This window comes from Methylophaga sp. F7, assembly GCF_056863975.1.
Window position 1 is genome coordinate 1,206,655 of sequence record NZ_CM166511.1, and the last position, 14,820, is coordinate 1,221,474.

Below are 14,820 nucleotides of genomic sequence, written 5' to 3' on the forward strand. Positions count from 1 at the left end.
TGGGGTTTTTTGCGTTAAGGCCAAACTATGACCACATCATTTCTCGACATTAGCGCGGCACTTGATTCACGCCTTAACAATTTCTCATCAGCCAACAGCATCAGCGTGGCATGGGAAAATAAAAGTTATAAACCAACAGCGGGCGTGAGCTATCTCTCCGCCACACTGTTACCGGCAGATTCCGAGCCTATGGGTGTAGGCAATTCCAGCGCCATCGAGCATTTAGGCATCTACCAAGTAAACATATTCACCGATGCCGACAAGGGAAAGGGCGCAGCCATTGTGCTGGCAGATAAGCTCGCGACCTATTTCCCACGCGGCAACCTTACATACAACGATAAAACAATCCGTATTCGTTCAGTCTCTCGTGGTTCAGGCGCGCGCGATGGGGCTTGGTATGTCGTGCCTGTTTCCATTTCATATCAATCTTTTACATAGAGGTCCACCATGACTAATGTTGTTACTTTTGCAGGCGCTACCATTGGCGTATCTGCTGGCGAGCCTGCCACACATGATGCCGCTGGCTTTGCAGCACTTACTTATACCGATGTGGGCGAGGTGATCAGTGTTGGCTCTCGTGGGCGCACCTACACTGACGTTTCATATAAAACCCTGGCAGAGCGCGGAACACTTCACCGCAAAGGCTCTTATGATGAACCTGAAACCACGTTTGAGATTGGTGCAGACCGCACCGATGCTGGACAGCTCATTATGAAAACAGGTAGTGCCAATGATAGTAATCATTCGTTCAAGATTGAGTACAGTAATGGCGAGGTAGATTATTTCATGGGCCTTATCTTTAGCTTTGTAACCAATGGCGGCGATGCTGACACCATGCGGATGCTGACGGCTAATGTGCGTATTGATCGCGCCGGTGTTGTTGAAGTGGCTGCTCCTTAATGGATATATCGCTTATTACCCAAAAGGATACGGCTGATTGCGTGATAGTCGACCCCGTAACCGGGAAAGAGACGGACATTGTTATCTCGCTGTATGGCATTTCATCCAGTCAGTACCGCAATATCGCACGCAAGCTGTTAGCGGATAAATCCAAAGACAGCGTTGAGAACGATATTGAGTACTTATCAGTGCTAACGATTGGCTGGAAAAACATTGAATCCGGCGGCAAGCCGTTAAAGTTCAGCCCTGAAAACGCTAAAAAGGTCTACGAAGTTTCGACGATTCGCGGGCAAGTGATCCAGTTCATCCATGATGTAAGAAATTTTCTGCCGCCACGTTAGAAAACATACGCCTGTTTGCAAGGCAGCTAGCGTGGCTTAACTCCAGAGACAAAAACACCAACAAACCAAGGATTGACACGCTGGAAGCTGAGCTGCCCGAGTTAGATGGGGCTGCTTACCTTTCCAGCATGTCGATTGAGTGCGGCTTGTTAACCAGTTGGGTCGAGATTAATGCCTGGGCGGAGTCGCAAAAGATCGCATTAGCGCCGTTTGAAAGTGAAGCCATATACACAATGGGCAGAGCCTTTACCAATGCCTATTCAGAATACGACAAAACCGACTTACCCAGACCGTACTACAACCGAGAAGCGCCCAGAAATGAAAGCGCCATCCGCAACGCACTAAGAGGTAACTAATGGCAGATTTAGCAAGCCTTGTCGTCAAAGTGACCTCAAAAGGCGTGGATAAAACCACCGCAGAGCTTAATAAGCTCGATAAAGAGGGCGCAAAGGCCGAGAAATCGACCAATAAGCTCTCAAAAAGCTTTGGCGGTCTTAAGGCAGCGGTCACGGCTGCGGCAAGCGCCATCGCTGTTCTGGGTATTGCCCGGATTGTGCGATCAACAGCTGATGCAGGGATGGCGATAGAGTCTATTAATAGCTCACTAATAGTGGCCACAGGTAGCACACAAGCCGCCGCCACGGAGTTTGGATTTCTGCGTCAGGAAGCAGCAAGGCTGGGTCTGGATTTAAGGACATCAGCAGATGCTTATTCCAGTTTAGCGGCAGCGGCAAGAGGAACCAACTTACAGGGTCAGGGCACAAGAGATATATTTATTGGCGTCTCCGAAGCTATGACCGCATTGGGTCGTGACTCCTTTGCCACAGAAGGCGCTTTACGCGCTATCGAGCAGATGATATCGAAAGGTAATGTGTCTGCCGAAGAATTGCGGGGTCAGCTGGGTGAGCGTTTACCCGGTGCGTTTAACTTGGCGGCTGATGCGATGGGTGTCACCACGCAAGAACTCAATAAAATGCTGGATAACGGCGAGCTTCTGGCTTCGGACTTACTACCAAGACTTGCAAAAAAATTAAGCGAGACGTTTAGCGATCAAGCAATAGCCAAGTCATCACAACTGCAGTCGCAAATAAATCTATATAGAAATGCCGTTTTTGAGCTAATGTCCAGCGGCAATATGCAGGGCATGGCAGACGCGATTGCTGATATCACAAGCATGGTGAGCAATCCTGCCTTTCAGGAAGGTTTTGCGGCATTTGTCGGCGGCACAATACGTCTCGGTGGTTTCTTGGCAGAGCGGGCAGCAGCAGTCGGTGCCTTTTTCACCGATAGCCTGGAAGAGCAAGCAGAGCAGGCAAACGAGATTGTTAATAATCTGGAAAGACGGCTCGCCAGCGCCAAAAACCCGATGGCAAAACTCCGCATCAAAGAAGAATTGGCGGAAGCAAGAGAAGAAGCTGAACGATTACAGCAGGCCATTTGGGGCGCAGGTCAAACCAATACCAATCTTAACCTGCCGGCACCAGAAAAACCCCAAAGCACCACACAAGGCAACGGACTGCCTAAAGAAGCTGACTTTGGCGATACGATCATCATCAGAGCGCAGGAACAGATAACAGCAGTCGATCTGGTCGCGGAGCGTTATGAAGAACTGACGATGGTTGCCGAAAGGCTCAACGATACACTGAAAACACCGCAGGAAATCTATCAGGATGAAATCACCCTATTAAATGAGTTAATCGCAACCACTAAAGAAGGTTCTGACGAGCGGTTGATTTCGTATGAAACCTATACCCGTGGAGTGCATGAAGCACAGGACAAGTTAGAGAATTCGGTCAAAGGCAGTAATGAAGAAATGACCGAGTTTGCCAAGCAAGCCGCTCGTAATATGCAGGATTCATTTGCTGACTTTCTGTTTGATCCCTTTGAGGGCGGCATTAAAGGCATGGCGAAAGGCTTTATTGATTCCCTGAGACGTATGGCAGCAGAAGCGGCAGCGTCCAAGATATTCGATCTGGTCGGCGGCTCACTGAAAAAACCAATATCGGAGGAAGCATCGCCGGATTCTTTGGCTTTGCTGATGGCGGGGTAATGTCCTCGGGTGGTTCAATGCCGTTAAAAGCCTATTCAAAAGGCGGCGTGGCTAATAGCCCACAACTGGCCCTTTTTGGTGAAGGGCGCATGAATGAAGCGTATGTGCCATTACCTGACGGCAGAAGTATTCCAGTCACTATGAATGGATCACAGTCGCAGCCTATCACAATCGTAAACAATGGCGCGCCTGTGCGGGTGGTGTCCGACACTATGAATGGCAATGAGCGCCAGATTGTCATTGCCGAGGCTGTCGATCAATCAAAACGTGCGGTGGCAACTGAAATCATTCGCGGTGATGGCGATATATCCAAAGCAATGGAAAGTATCTTCGGACTTAACCGAGCAGTGGGGAGCAGACGATAATGCCGGTCAATTGGCGTGACACCTTACCCAAGCCCAATGCAGATGGTTATGTCCTTCAACCCGGTGATGGGCGTGAAGTCTCCGAAATGGAGCAGGGACCAAGACGGATACGAAATCGTTTCGTTAATGTGCCATCCACCATTACCTTGCCGTTCATTATGACGCTGGGCCAGCTGGTCGAGTTTGAAGCGTTCTACGAAACCGACATAAACAACGGTGTTGACCCGTTCAACATTGAGCTGATGCAAGGCGGTGTGCTGGGACTTAAAACCGTTCAAATCATTGCCAGGGGGCAGCAGACACCAATGGGCGGCGATTTATACCAAATGTCTTTACAGGTTGAAACCGTATGACGACCGCACTAGATGAACTGTTTGCCTCCAACCCCAACAATAAAACCTATTACATCACCATTGAGCTGAGTCATTCGGCCTTTTCGCCTAATGTGCATCGACTGGTGCAAGGGTTTACTAATTTGCAGGCTACACTCGAATCTGACGCGCCATATAACCCCTCTGAACTGGTAACCTTCACTGCCTCAGCCTTTAAGCTTTCAATACCTGAGAAGAGCGTTAAGGGCCGTCAGGATTTGACTTGCACAATATATGGGGCAAGTTATGAAATTATTCAGCAGTTAGAGTTGCAGGCTAAAGCCAACCGTGAACCGGTTAAGATCACATTCCGAGAATTTGAGTCCGGTGATTTAACTGCCCCAGCGTCACAGCCCATCACCATGACTGTTTTAAATCCTGCTGCAGCATCGGATTCAGTGTCGTTCTCCGCCACGTTTGCCGATGTCATTAATAAGCAGTTCCCTTCCATTTTTTACAAGCTTGATACCCATCCAGGGCTTGCCTGATGCATTGGTCTGATGGCTATATCGGTATGCGGTGGCAACCTTATGCTACAGGCAGCGGCGCATTTGATTGTTGGGGGTTGGTTCAGCACTGCTTGAAAGAGCATTACGGCATTGTGCTTGACCGCTACATTGATATTTTAACGGACGATCACAAAGCCTTTAACCGGGCAGTGTTCAGCGAGTTAAGCGGTGGCAAATGGATCAAGCTGGAAACGCCAACCGATGGCGCAGTGGTGCTGATGTCACAGAACAAGCTATTTCACCACATTGGCATATTTACCGATGGCGTTGTGCTGCATTCAAAAGATGGGGCTGATGTCTGCAAGGAAACGCTTCAAACAATCCGATTAACTGGCTTTAAACGAATCGAGTTCTATATACATGAGCGTATCGCTAAAAGTTCTTAAATCACCGCTGGACGTCTATTCAAAAGACGTGGTGTATTTCGATGGAGGCAACTCCATTGATGATACATTTCGCCAGTTAAGTGGGAATTACGATGGGCCATGCGATCACGTTTTATGTATGGTCAACGGCGAAGAAATCACAGCCGATAAATGGACTGAACATTTATTAGTTGAAGGCGATTCCGTTATTGTCTGCCATCGGGTACATGGTCTGGAATTGGGCGCGATTGTGGCGAACATCTTGATCTCGGTTGCCCTTTCAGTTGTATCATCATGGCTCACCTCGGTTCCCGATGCCGATAAGAGTGGTGAGATCCCCGAAGCCAGTCCAACTTATTCGATTGATGCACAGGGTAATAAGGCGCGTCTCGGCAAGGTTATCCCTTCACGTTATGGTCGGTTTCGGATATATCCGGACTTTGCATCAACGCCCTATCGTGAATACATTGGCGGCGATCAGTTTTTGTATCAACTATTCTCAATTGGTCAGGGTGAATACGACTATTCTGATTTAAAGATTGGTGATACGCCCATTGCTAACTTTGATGAAGTTGAATACGAGTTCTATTCGCCAGGGCAAAAGATCACATTGTTTCGTGATGCGGTGAACGTATCGCCTGATGTGACTAATTCAACCTTATTTGCCCCGAATGAGCCTGAATATACCGGCGATGTCGGCCCGTTTATCGCCAATGATGTGGATACCGTAGCCGAAGAGATTGCCATTGATATCCTTATCCCAAAAGGGCTGTATTACTCAAATGAGGACGGCGGGTTAGATGCTCGAAGTGTTCGCGTTTATTTTGAGTATCGTGATGTGGACGCACTCGATCAAGGGGTGGGGCTTTGGAAGTTATTTGAAGACAAGACCTATACGGCAGCCAGTGTTGAACCTATCCGGCGCACTATCCGCAAAGCCATTACCACCACCACAGGACGTGTTCAAGTTCGTGGGCGGCGCGTAAACAACTCAACCGATGATTTTAAAGAGTCAGATGAGGTGCGATGGGTGGGGCTTAAAGCCTATCTGGAATCAACACAAACTTATAATCATTCAACCTGGGCAGTCAAAGCGAAAGCAACCGATAATCTGTCCAGCCAGAATGAGCGCCTGTTTAACCTGATTGCCTATCGTAAATTGCCGGTCTGGGATGGCACACAATGGCTACCGATTGCGCATACACGTAATATTGCGTGGGCGTTCTGTGATGCGATAAAAGCCGAATATGGCGGTAATTATCTGGATAAAAACCTTGATTTAGCCGGTATTAAGGCACTGGCTGATGAATGGAGTGCCCGCAACGATTATTACGATGGCCAGTTTGACACCAAAACAACGCTATGGACAGCGCTTAAAAAAATGTGCATGGTCGGCAGGGCGGAGCCTATTCAATACGGTGAGCAGTTCAGTATCGTCCGGGATGGCAACTATACGACCAATACCTATATGTTCAATGGGCGCAATACGCTCAAAGGCTCGATGGGTGTTAGCTATTTAACGGTTGACGAGTTTGCTGATGACTCCGTAGAGGTCGAGTACACCGACCCAAGCACATGGAAGCAGGACTTTATCACCGCAGCCGTTCCAGGAAGCACCGCCAGTCAGCCTAAAAAGGTAAAGCTGGATGGTTGCACCAGTCGCTTGCAAGCGCACCGTGAAGCCATGTTTATGGCGGCGAAACAGGAATATCGCAATGTGGTTGCTGAATTTAGCACCGAGCTAGATGGTCGTAATGTCAGCTATCTTTCTAAACTGGTAGTTGTTCAGGACATTAGCCGCTGGGGTAAGGGTGGTGAGGTGGTTGCAGTCGATGGCAATACCTTAACGCTATCTGAGCCTGTTAGCTTTGAGGGTACGGGCGATCACTTAATTTACTTGCGTAATGATTCGGGTGTCACCTTTGATCCGTTTCCTTGTACATTTGTTGCAGACGATCAAGTAACGGTAATCGGCACACTGCCCGCGTATCTTTATACGGGCTATGAGAAGCAAAAAACCTATTATGCGTTCTCATCACCGACCCAAGTGCCGCGTAAAATGCTGGCACAAAATGTCAGGGCAGAAGGTGAAACCAAAGTCAAAATACAGGCGGTCATTGACGATCCAACCGTTCACAGCTTTGATGCATTAATCAATGCCGGAACCATCATCACGCCTCCGAGTGTTGGGCCAAAACCAATTGAGCTTTTTAAAGTTTCCAATCTGGTGGTGGTTCAGTCTGGAACCTTAACCAATCCACAATTGATTTTGTCCTGGACGCCAGCGAATAACGCTAAACGCTACTTAGTTGATATCTCCTATGATGTGGGTGTTACGTGGAATCGGGTCAGCACCACCACCAATAACAGCGCACTGATTGATGTTTTGTTTGGCGTGGTGGATGTACGTGTAGCGCCACAGAATGAAGAGATCGGGCAATGGTTTCAGGTTCAGGTCAACGTTGGATCTGATTTTGGTATTCCCGACCAACCGACTGGCCTTGCAGTTGCCGCGCCGTTTACCGGAACGTTTGTTGATGTAACGTGGGCAGACCAACCTAACGCCCCCTCATGGTTTGTCGAGGTGCTGGATTTAACGGCAGCAGTGCGTTATTCGGAGGTCTTAACCACTAATACATTCCGGTTCAGATCCGATCAAGCCGCTATCCACGGAGTAGGGCGTGAGTTTGATGTGGTGGTATATGCGATTAATGCTAACGGGGTCAAAAGCCCATCAGCAACGCTACGGGTTAAAAACCAACAGGTCGCAAAACTCACTGGCGTAACGGCTTCTGGCATTGCTGATCAAATCGTCATTGAATTTCCAGAATCAGCAGAACCGGACTTTAACAATTTCAGGTTATATGCTAGTCAAATATTAGGTTTTACGCCTGATGCCGGCACACTGGTTGAGCCAAACATTCGCACCTTGCTGTATGCCTTTCCGGTCAATTATGGGGAAACGTGGTATTTCAAAGCGTCCGGCGTCGATGTGTGGGGAACTGATGAGCTGCTTTTCTCCGATGAGATAAGCGCCCAAAGCGGCGAAATAGTCGCAACCGTTATTACCGATGATTTCATCGAAACACCGATGCTAAAGGCCAACGCAGTCACGGCGGATAAGATCACGGTTGCCAATCTGTCAGCACTCTCAGCCAATATGGGAGAGGTCACCAGCGGCGTGTTTAAAACCTCCGCCTTAACGGGCTACAGGGTCGAAATGTCCAGCGCGGGTGATTTCCCTATCTGGTATGGAACCGGCGCGAAAGATGCGACTAACGGCAAGTTTTACCTTGATGTGAACGGCAATCTGGTCGCAAAAGGGTTAGAGATTTATGATGATTTAGGCAATCTGGTTATATCATCAGGCGGGACTTTTAGCGGAGATATTCCATCATCGAGCGTCACAGGCTTGGGAGCATTTGCCAGCGTTGACGAATTAACCAGTCTCAATATATCCACTTACATTGCAGGGGCAGCAATAACCAATGCCCTGATTGGTGATGCGGCAATTACTACAGCCAAGATACAAGATGCAGCGGTTGAAACCTTAACGATTGCAGGCAATGCAGTGACTCTTCCTGTAAGCACCTATGCTTCCGGAAGTACACCGGCTGGAGGGAGTAATATATGGCAAACTATTTCAACCATATCTATCACTTCAACTGGTTCACCAATAGCAGTAACATCTACATTTGTTTTAAGTCCATCGGCAGGCGGGGGATCAACTATTGATACAAGGCTTCGATGTACGAGTACAGGGGCGATCTTGTGGCAGGGTTCAATTTTGGTTGATAACCTTGAAATAGTTTCCATCTCAACCATGTACACCAGAGGCGTTGGATCGGCGACTTTCATTGTTGAATGTCAAAGGTTCGGGAGTTTTGCTATTTCAGCAAGCAGTCGTTTTATGCAGCTATTAGAGGTAAAACGATAATGGCTAAATTTATCGTTTATAACAATTTGACAGGTGCGATTATCAGAAATGGTACATGCCCAAATTCCATGATAGATATACAGGCAACCGAGCCGAATGAAGCTGTTATGGAAAGACTGACGGAATATCCCGATGATTTGTTTTATGTTGAACTGCCATCATTAATTGTTCGCGATAAAGCAGATTTTCCGATAGCAATCGACAGTCCATCCAAACCAATGGATGAAGTTTTTCAGATCACCAATATTCCACTAAATACCTTTTATGAGATACAACATGCTGGATCTGAAAAGGTTGAAGGACTCGCATCAGATACCACACTAGAACTGGCACTCGAAAGCGAGGGGCAATGCCGGTTGCGTTTTACCCATCTGCACTATAAAGATTTAGAGGTCACCCTCAATGCTTATTAAAATCTCAAAGCATGCTGATGATGCCGAGCGAGTGCGTGACTTTAAAACCAAAATAGACACCCGCGCCGGTGAGGTACGCAAAATGTACATCACCGACGTGCCTGGCCAACAAGCCGTCTATATGCAAAAACTGGAGCAGGCGAAGTTATTCATCGATGACAACCTGGTGGCAGACAACCTGATCCCATACATCACCGCTGAAGCCGAAGCCAGAAACATCACAAACATTGCTGCAGCTCAATTAATCATTGGAATAGCCGACTTTTGGAACGTCACACTGGCACCCAAAATAGAAGGTATCCGGATCAAATACAAAGCCGATCTGGACAACCTGGCAGATGAAACCCTAACAACCGCACCCCAAGTGTATCGAGACGCCATCAACGCATTAAACCAAATACTCATTACCTACCCACCATAAGAGGGCTTAACAATGGCAACAATTACAGCGACAAACATGCAGGGCAACGGCTCACGGGCAGTCACAGCAGTAACCCTAACAGGTACAGCCGACACATTTACATACAACGAGAGTAAAAACCCTGTTTTAGTTATAAGTAACCCAACAGTTGGAGCCTTATCGCCCGTTATTGATGGTGATGGAGCCACTACCGTTGCGCTTCGTGGCGTGGGCGATGTTGACGTATCTGGCGGCTATGCTGTCGGCAGTATCGCGGCTGATGCTGTCGTGGCTATCCCGCTTAACTCAATCAAAGAATACCTGAAAGGCACGATTGCAATCAGTACTGGAACCGGCCTTGTTTGCCAGCTATTAGAGTTTTAATAAAGCTTAAACACTTACAAGCCTTTGAGTCGCCAAAACAAGAAAATGTGACCACAAGGTAACCCTCACCCACAAACCCGCCAAGTGCGGGTTTTTTATTGCCCGGAGTTTTACATGAATCTTGGATTGCAGCTGATTTTAGGTGGCTTACGCAAAAGACCTTTTGTGCCCGGCGTTGAGGGCGAGGGGACGCAGATTGCCTTTCCATCAGATTATTACGGCCCACAAGATGTAAACGTAACGGGATTGGTTGTTGATGACATAACTGTGTTTGAGACTCCTGATACAGTACCTAAATCCATTCAGCTAAGTGTGGGTGGACATATTCGAGCGTCAGGGACACACCTGTTTAACTCCAACCCCATAGTACCAGAGCTAGACTGCGACATTCGTTGGTTGTTAACGGATGAAAATGATAACCCGTTAGAAGATTTAGAGGGCGTTGTTGACCCGTTTTCTGGTGCTTCTGTCAATCCATATACAGACCAGATCGGCTTTGAGTTTTCTGCAATAGGCCGCCTACCTCAAACATACAAAGCGAAAGTTTTTGTTAGAGGTAAAAACGGCGGATTTGCCCGTGTTGCAACTTTTGAAAAACTAATTGGGCCTGTATCAGATAATGCTTTACCTGAAAGATGGGTTGATGGTGTAAGCGGAGTAGATACGAACGATGGATTTAGTCCATTTAAATGGACAGGTACAGCCACATACACCAACGCTACTAAGCGTATTTTTGCGACAGGTATGTTTACCAGTTACGATCACGCAGCAGCAACCGCAGGAAATTACACTAACCGTTATAACGTAGGGTATATCACTGGTGCGACTGAAGCCGGTGTCCCTATTGGGCAATTTAAAATAGCGGCAAAAATAAGTAATGACGAGATTGAGTTAGTAGACGCGTTGGGTGCTGACTATACTGGCCTTACATTCTCAACTGGGCCAAAATTAACCGCGACAGTTACTAACAACACTCGGCATAGATTGCGCGGTGGGAGCGCCTATGCTACAGATCCTTACAAGGCCATCCTCCCAGGTGAATTGGATGTTATTTCATACGATGGTATAGCTACAATACAGAGAACTGGAACAGGTTCATATGTCGTTGATTACAGAGCAAGCTCGTCCACCGAAGTTGGTGGTTTAAATAGATTTATTGCCAGCAACATTGTAGTTGATGGGCAGTGGGTTAATATTGCTTGTGGAGGAGCTAATACTTCGGCAAAAACAGAAGTAGCAAACCACGTTTCTTTATGGGATAGATACACCTTATCCAGAACAGACCAAGGCATAGGTATGGTTATGGATTTTTCTGGAATTAATGGGGAACTACACAAACAAACCATCCATTGGCAGGCAGGCGGGTTTGACCACAGATACTTAGATAGTGGGGCAGTTAGTCGTGGTGGTGGTACGTTAATGAAGTTTAACGAGGGAGCAAGATGGCGATTTATTGGCATTGAAACAAAAGCTGATGGTGATGATAATGTAAGACATCATCATTTATATCACACAGGAGATAACACACATGCCCACGCTGCATGGATAAAATTTGGTGCTGGAACAGACCTTAATTACGCAGTTAATACCAACTTTGTTAAAAATAATGGTATTGACACCAAATACATATCCTATGTAAATAACTATATTACAGAAGGGGCTAGGAGAGGATATGACGCTTCAAAAATAAATCAAGGGGTTGCGGATCAATGGGGTGATATAATGCTTATCGCTCGTAATAAGTGCAATGCACAATTTGGTTTATTTCAATATGCCAGCATGAAGCGGGCTAGATTGTCTGACAATGAGGTATGGAGTGCCTCTGGTACCAGCAATAGTACTGTTGTTAGTAGATATTTTGGTTGGGATTTAGGCCCATCACCTAAATATCAATTGTTCTCGAACGACAACAAAGTATATGGAATGGTGTTTGGATATTCAACGGATGCAGCCTCTGAGTTATATCAGTATGATGATTCGGTTTACAATGAGGCTGATATTAGCATCTTAAATTTCCATAGTGACTTAACTAAGATTTCTGTCAACAATACAAACCTTTATGCACCGAATAGGGTGTCGGGAAATATCGCAACGATTGGGGGTGTTGGGCAGACCATTACACAACTAAATTCTACGGTAGGGACAAACAACACATCTGTAGATCCTGGGTGGGTAAACCCTGCCAATGGTAATTTTAGCACCACCAACCCAGACACGTACTTTACTGACTTTTCAACAGACACTATTGGCGCTCAACCTGCAAACACTACATTGAAGCGCAACTCTGTTGTGGGTGATTATCAGATTATAGATGAGGCGGGATCAAATGTACTTCGCTTTGACTCTACAGGGACGGCAAATGCTAGAGGGTTAGCATTTAACGCATTAGACTCATCAGGTGTTACGGAGATATTTGCAAGAGGTAAGGATTCTGACACTAACCCTGCATCCTTAAGGATGGTGGCCTTTGCTTCGGATGGGCCTGATAACGAGTATGGTGTTCAGTTAAGCTCATTAAATGATAATGTCGTTATATATAAACGGGTTGCCGGTACATTTACCCAGCTATCAACCAACACTGTCGTTCAAGGCACAGCAAGCTACCGTAACATTCTGCTTAGAATTACACCTGGATCGCCAAATACCATACAGGTCAAGGTTTGGGTGGGAGACCGGGTAACAGATGAGCCAGCTTCATGGTTAGCATCACCGACTGATTCAGAGCTAACCCTTACTGCTGGATGGATTGGTACGGTTGGGTTTGATAACGCATTACCTGCATTTTATGAGTGCTTCGGCATAGGTGTTAATGGCGATCCTGCGCCAAGAAGCTAAATGTAAAAAGACATATCAAGCCGCCTTCGGGCGGTTTTTTATGCCTGGAGTAAAGCATGAATAGATTGGCAAAGGTTGGTGGTTTATCGCTGGCATCCATCCCTTTAATGGTGTTTCTGGCGTTATGGGAGGGCGGTAGTGAAGGTATGACCGTTTACGCTGATAAGTTTGCGGGTGGACTGCCTACAGCATGTCACGGCATCACCAAATATGTGACAGATGAGCCGGTGATTGTTGGTGAATACTGGCCAAAAGAAAAATGCGATCGAGTCATGATTGTTGCGCTAACCAAGGTTCAGCTGGAGCTGTTGAGCTGTTTAACTCATGAGCCGCCACAAGGCGTGTTTGACGCTGTTTCGTCACTGGCATGGAACGTAGGTGCACCCAAGGCGTGTAAGAGCCAATCAGTGCGTCACATTAACCGTGGTGATTATTTAAACGGCTGCAGATTACTGGCTAATACATTCAGTGGTAAGCCTAACTGGTCTTATGCAAGCGGCAGGTTTATTCAAGGCCTTTATAATCGCAGGCAGGCAGAGCGTGACAATCTTTGTTTGGCGGGCCTTTATGAATAAATACATTCTGATAGCGGCCATGTGCCTGACGTTCGTTGCTGGCTGGCAGATACAAGGCTGGCGAATGGGTGAGCAGATTGCAGAAATTAATCTCGAAACCGCCGAAACACTGAAATCAATCGCTGTTACTGCAGCAAACAAACAACGAGAATTGCAAGATGAACTTGATATTAAACAGCGTGTATGGGCTGCTGCAGAAGTTGAACAATACGCTTTATTGCGTGATGCAGAGAAGCAAAACAGCCAGCTTCGTACTGATGTTGATGCTGGTCGTAAGCGGTTGCGCGTCAACGCCACCTGTCCAGCCAGTAGCGATCGACTGCCCGAAACCCGATCCAGTTCCAGCTTGGATAATGGAAGCGCCCCCGAACTTAATAGAGACGCTAGACAAGATTATTATTCCCTCCGAGAAGGAATTGAGCGAGTAACCAGGCAGCTACTCGCATGCCAATCAAGGCTTAGGTGACTTTAAGTATTCTCATCGCCTTTGCTTTTATTTCAGCAATCCGCGAGTTGTGAACCGCAAAATAATTGGTTGTTCGTCTTGGATATTGATGCGAATCAATAAAGGCTTCAAGGCTTAATCCACTAGCTGAATGTGGCAATCGATTAGGTATAAACAACTGATAATCTTGCGACTCAAAAAAATCCCACATGGCTTTTTTAGTGTATCCAAGTACTTCACTGGGGCCAGATTCAAACATGATAACAGGGTTACATCGTTTGATTAGCTGAGTACTGCCAAGGAGAGCGCCAAGCTCAGCACCTTCAATATCAATCTTAATAACATCCACATCGCTGCGATCAATTAAATTGTCCACCATATTCATTTCGACAGAAATCTCTTTGGTGTTTTTGGTCTTATTAAGGGAGCTATAACCAGTTAACTTTTCATTAATAAAAAAACTGACCTCGCCCACGCGGTCAGATACAGCGCAGCAATGGATCTCAACATCCTTAAACTTGGATGACAGCTTTTTGGCTTTATCCGGCATCGCTTCAAAAGCAATTATTTTTGACGGACTGGAATGAGCTTTAACCCCAGAGATAATTGAGCCAATGTGAGCGCCTATATCAATAAAGGTCTTGTGCGTGTCGCACAGCCTGACCACTAAAAATGTGGATAGGTGATCGTTCATTACGGTCCCGACAGACAGCGAGCGTTTATTAGCTTGGGTTAATATTTCAGCCTTAGCGCGAAGTCGCAATAAGGCACCATCAAAACCCGATCCTACAAGTATTTCCCTGATCATCATTAATATCCTTTTATAACCAAAATTAATATATATCAAAATCCGAAACAATCATATAACCCATTGTTTTTATTATGCCGATTTTGCCATTTTTGACAGTGGCTAAAAACAGTGTAGAATCG

The 14,820-nt window shown here is 46.6% G+C and carries 17 protein-coding genes; 16 read left to right on the top strand and 1 reads right to left on the bottom strand.

Annotated features, from left to right (window positions below; all coding sequences use genetic code 11):
• The first annotated feature begins 27 nt into the window (after positions 1-27).
• The 16 genes from AC08OG_RS06315 to AC08OG_RS06390 all read left to right on the top strand — a co-directional run bounded on the left by AC08OG_RS06315 (position 28) and on the right by AC08OG_RS06390 (position 13,911).
• The gene (locus AC08OG_RS06315; protein WP_482930380.1) at positions 28-438 is read left to right on the top strand and encodes a DUF4128 domain-containing protein; all 411 of its coding nucleotides are present in this window, start codon (positions 28-30) and stop codon (positions 436-438) included.
• 9 nt (positions 439-447) lie between these two features.
• Positions 448-900 carry a phage tail protein gene (locus AC08OG_RS06320; RefSeq protein ID WP_482930381.1) on the top strand — a complete coding sequence of 151 codons (453 nt, stop codon included), beginning with the start codon at positions 448-450 and terminating at the stop codon, positions 898-900.
• Entirely contained in the window at positions 900-1,241 is a 342-nt protein-coding gene (locus AC08OG_RS06325) for a hypothetical protein (protein ID WP_482930382.1), read from the top strand. The genes AC08OG_RS06320 and AC08OG_RS06325 overlap by 1 nt, the downstream gene beginning before the upstream one ends.
• A 128-nt stretch (positions 1,242-1,369) precedes the next feature.
• Entirely contained in the window at positions 1,370-1,597 is a 228-nt protein-coding gene (locus tag AC08OG_RS06330) for a hypothetical protein (RefSeq protein WP_482930383.1), read from the top strand.
• A complete protein-coding gene (locus AC08OG_RS06335; RefSeq protein ID WP_482930384.1) occupies positions 1,597-3,291 on the top strand; it encodes a tape measure protein in 1,695 nt (564 codons plus the stop codon). The genes AC08OG_RS06330 and AC08OG_RS06335 overlap by 1 nt, the downstream gene beginning before the upstream one ends.
• Complete coding sequence (locus tag AC08OG_RS06340; protein WP_482930385.1) at positions 3,291-3,656, top strand: hypothetical protein; 366 nt, start codon at positions 3,291-3,293, stop codon at positions 3,654-3,656. The genes AC08OG_RS06335 and AC08OG_RS06340 overlap by 1 nt, the downstream gene beginning before the upstream one ends.
• Entirely contained in the window at positions 3,656-4,009 is a 354-nt protein-coding gene (locus AC08OG_RS06345; protein WP_482930386.1) for a hypothetical protein, read from the top strand. Before AC08OG_RS06340 ends, AC08OG_RS06345 begins: the two co-directional genes overlap by 1 nt.
• Positions 4,006-4,515, top strand: coding sequence for a DUF1833 family protein (locus tag AC08OG_RS06350; RefSeq protein ID WP_482930387.1), 510 nt, complete (start codon positions 4,006-4,008; stop codon positions 4,513-4,515). The genes AC08OG_RS06345 and AC08OG_RS06350 overlap by 4 nt, the downstream gene beginning before the upstream one ends.
• Positions 4,515-4,922 (top strand): NlpC/P60 family protein, encoded by a 408-nt coding sequence (locus tag AC08OG_RS06355; RefSeq protein ID WP_482930388.1) that lies wholly within the window; start codon positions 4,515-4,517, stop codon positions 4,920-4,922. Before AC08OG_RS06350 ends, AC08OG_RS06355 begins: the two co-directional genes overlap by 1 nt.
• Entirely contained in the window at positions 4,897-8,838 is a 3,942-nt protein-coding gene (locus AC08OG_RS06360) for a host specificity factor TipJ family phage tail protein (protein ID WP_482930389.1), read from the top strand. Before AC08OG_RS06355 ends, AC08OG_RS06360 begins: the two co-directional genes overlap by 26 nt.
• Positions 8,838-9,251, top strand: a complete 414-nt coding sequence (locus tag AC08OG_RS06365) for a hypothetical protein (protein WP_482930390.1) — start codon at positions 8,838-8,840, stop codon at positions 9,249-9,251. The genes AC08OG_RS06360 and AC08OG_RS06365 overlap by 1 nt, the downstream gene beginning before the upstream one ends.
• The gene (locus AC08OG_RS06370; RefSeq protein ID WP_482930391.1) at positions 9,241-9,672 is read left to right on the top strand and encodes a hypothetical protein; all 432 of its coding nucleotides are present in this window, start codon (positions 9,241-9,243) and stop codon (positions 9,670-9,672) included. The genes AC08OG_RS06365 and AC08OG_RS06370 overlap by 11 nt, the downstream gene beginning before the upstream one ends.
• Before the next feature lie 12 nt (positions 9,673-9,684).
• A complete protein-coding gene (locus tag AC08OG_RS06375; RefSeq protein ID WP_482930392.1) occupies positions 9,685-10,035 on the top strand; it encodes a hypothetical protein in 351 nt (116 codons plus the stop codon).
• A 114-nt stretch (positions 10,036-10,149) separates the two neighbouring features.
• Positions 10,150-12,870: a hypothetical protein gene (locus AC08OG_RS06380; protein ID WP_482930393.1), complete on the top strand. Its 2,721-nt coding sequence runs from the start codon at positions 10,150-10,152 to the stop codon at positions 12,868-12,870.
• Between the two features lie 56 nt (positions 12,871-12,926).
• Positions 12,927-13,445, top strand: coding sequence for a lysozyme (locus AC08OG_RS06385; RefSeq protein WP_482930394.1), 519 nt, complete (start codon positions 12,927-12,929; stop codon positions 13,443-13,445).
• Positions 13,438-13,911 (top strand): lysis system i-spanin subunit Rz, encoded by a 474-nt coding sequence (locus tag AC08OG_RS06390; RefSeq protein ID WP_482930395.1) that lies wholly within the window; start codon positions 13,438-13,440, stop codon positions 13,909-13,911. The genes AC08OG_RS06385 and AC08OG_RS06390 overlap by 8 nt, the downstream gene beginning before the upstream one ends.
• Here the strand turns inward: AC08OG_RS06390 and AC08OG_RS06395 are convergent.
• Entirely contained in the window at positions 13,904-14,701 is a 798-nt protein-coding gene (locus tag AC08OG_RS06395; RefSeq protein ID WP_482930396.1) for an FkbM family methyltransferase, read from the bottom strand. The genes AC08OG_RS06390 and AC08OG_RS06395 overlap by 8 nt on opposite strands.
• Between the last annotated feature and the right edge of the window lie 119 nt (positions 14,702-14,820).

What these genes read in the sequence shown, in the direction of transcription:
- AC08OG_RS06330 (WP_482930383.1), top strand. Translation starts at nt 1,370, where the DNA reads ATGTCGATTGAGTGCGGCTTGTTAACCAGTTGGGTCGAGATTAATGCC.
- AC08OG_RS06335 (WP_482930384.1), top strand. Translation starts at nt 1,597, where the DNA reads ATGGCAGATTTAGCAAGCCTTGTCGTCAAAGTGACCTCAAAAGGCGTG.
- AC08OG_RS06375 (WP_482930392.1), top strand. Translation starts at nt 9,685, where the DNA reads ATGGCAACAATTACAGCGACAAACATGCAGGGCAACGGCTCACGGGCA.
- AC08OG_RS06355 (WP_482930388.1), top strand. Translation starts at nt 4,515, where the DNA reads ATGCATTGGTCTGATGGCTATATCGGTATGCGGTGGCAACCTTATGCT.
- AC08OG_RS06380 (WP_482930393.1), top strand. Translation starts at nt 10,150, where the DNA reads ATGAATCTTGGATTGCAGCTGATTTTAGGTGGCTTACGCAAAAGACCT.
- AC08OG_RS06340 (WP_482930385.1), top strand. Translation starts at nt 3,291, where the DNA reads ATGTCCTCGGGTGGTTCAATGCCGTTAAAAGCCTATTCAAAAGGCGGC.
- AC08OG_RS06370 (WP_482930391.1), top strand. Translation starts at nt 9,241, where the DNA reads ATGCTTATTAAAATCTCAAAGCATGCTGATGATGCCGAGCGAGTGCGT.
- AC08OG_RS06315 (WP_482930380.1), top strand. Translation starts at nt 28, where the DNA reads ATGACCACATCATTTCTCGACATTAGCGCGGCACTTGATTCACGCCTT.
- AC08OG_RS06365 (WP_482930390.1), top strand. Translation starts at nt 8,838, where the DNA reads ATGGCTAAATTTATCGTTTATAACAATTTGACAGGTGCGATTATCAGA.
- AC08OG_RS06345 (WP_482930386.1), top strand. Translation starts at nt 3,656, where the DNA reads ATGCCGGTCAATTGGCGTGACACCTTACCCAAGCCCAATGCAGATGGT.
- AC08OG_RS06390 (WP_482930395.1), top strand. Translation starts at nt 13,438, where the DNA reads ATGAATAAATACATTCTGATAGCGGCCATGTGCCTGACGTTCGTTGCT.
- AC08OG_RS06325 (WP_482930382.1), top strand. Translation starts at nt 900, where the DNA reads ATGGATATATCGCTTATTACCCAAAAGGATACGGCTGATTGCGTGATA.
- AC08OG_RS06395 (WP_482930396.1), bottom strand. Translation starts at nt 14,701, where the DNA reads ATGATGATCAGGGAAATACTTGTAGGATCGGGTTTTGATGGTGCCTTA.
- AC08OG_RS06360 (WP_482930389.1), top strand. Translation starts at nt 4,897, where the DNA reads ATGAGCGTATCGCTAAAAGTTCTTAAATCACCGCTGGACGTCTATTCA.
- AC08OG_RS06385 (WP_482930394.1), top strand. Translation starts at nt 12,927, where the DNA reads ATGAATAGATTGGCAAAGGTTGGTGGTTTATCGCTGGCATCCATCCCT.
- AC08OG_RS06320 (WP_482930381.1), top strand. Translation starts at nt 448, where the DNA reads ATGACTAATGTTGTTACTTTTGCAGGCGCTACCATTGGCGTATCTGCT.
- AC08OG_RS06350 (WP_482930387.1), top strand. Translation starts at nt 4,006, where the DNA reads ATGACGACCGCACTAGATGAACTGTTTGCCTCCAACCCCAACAATAAA.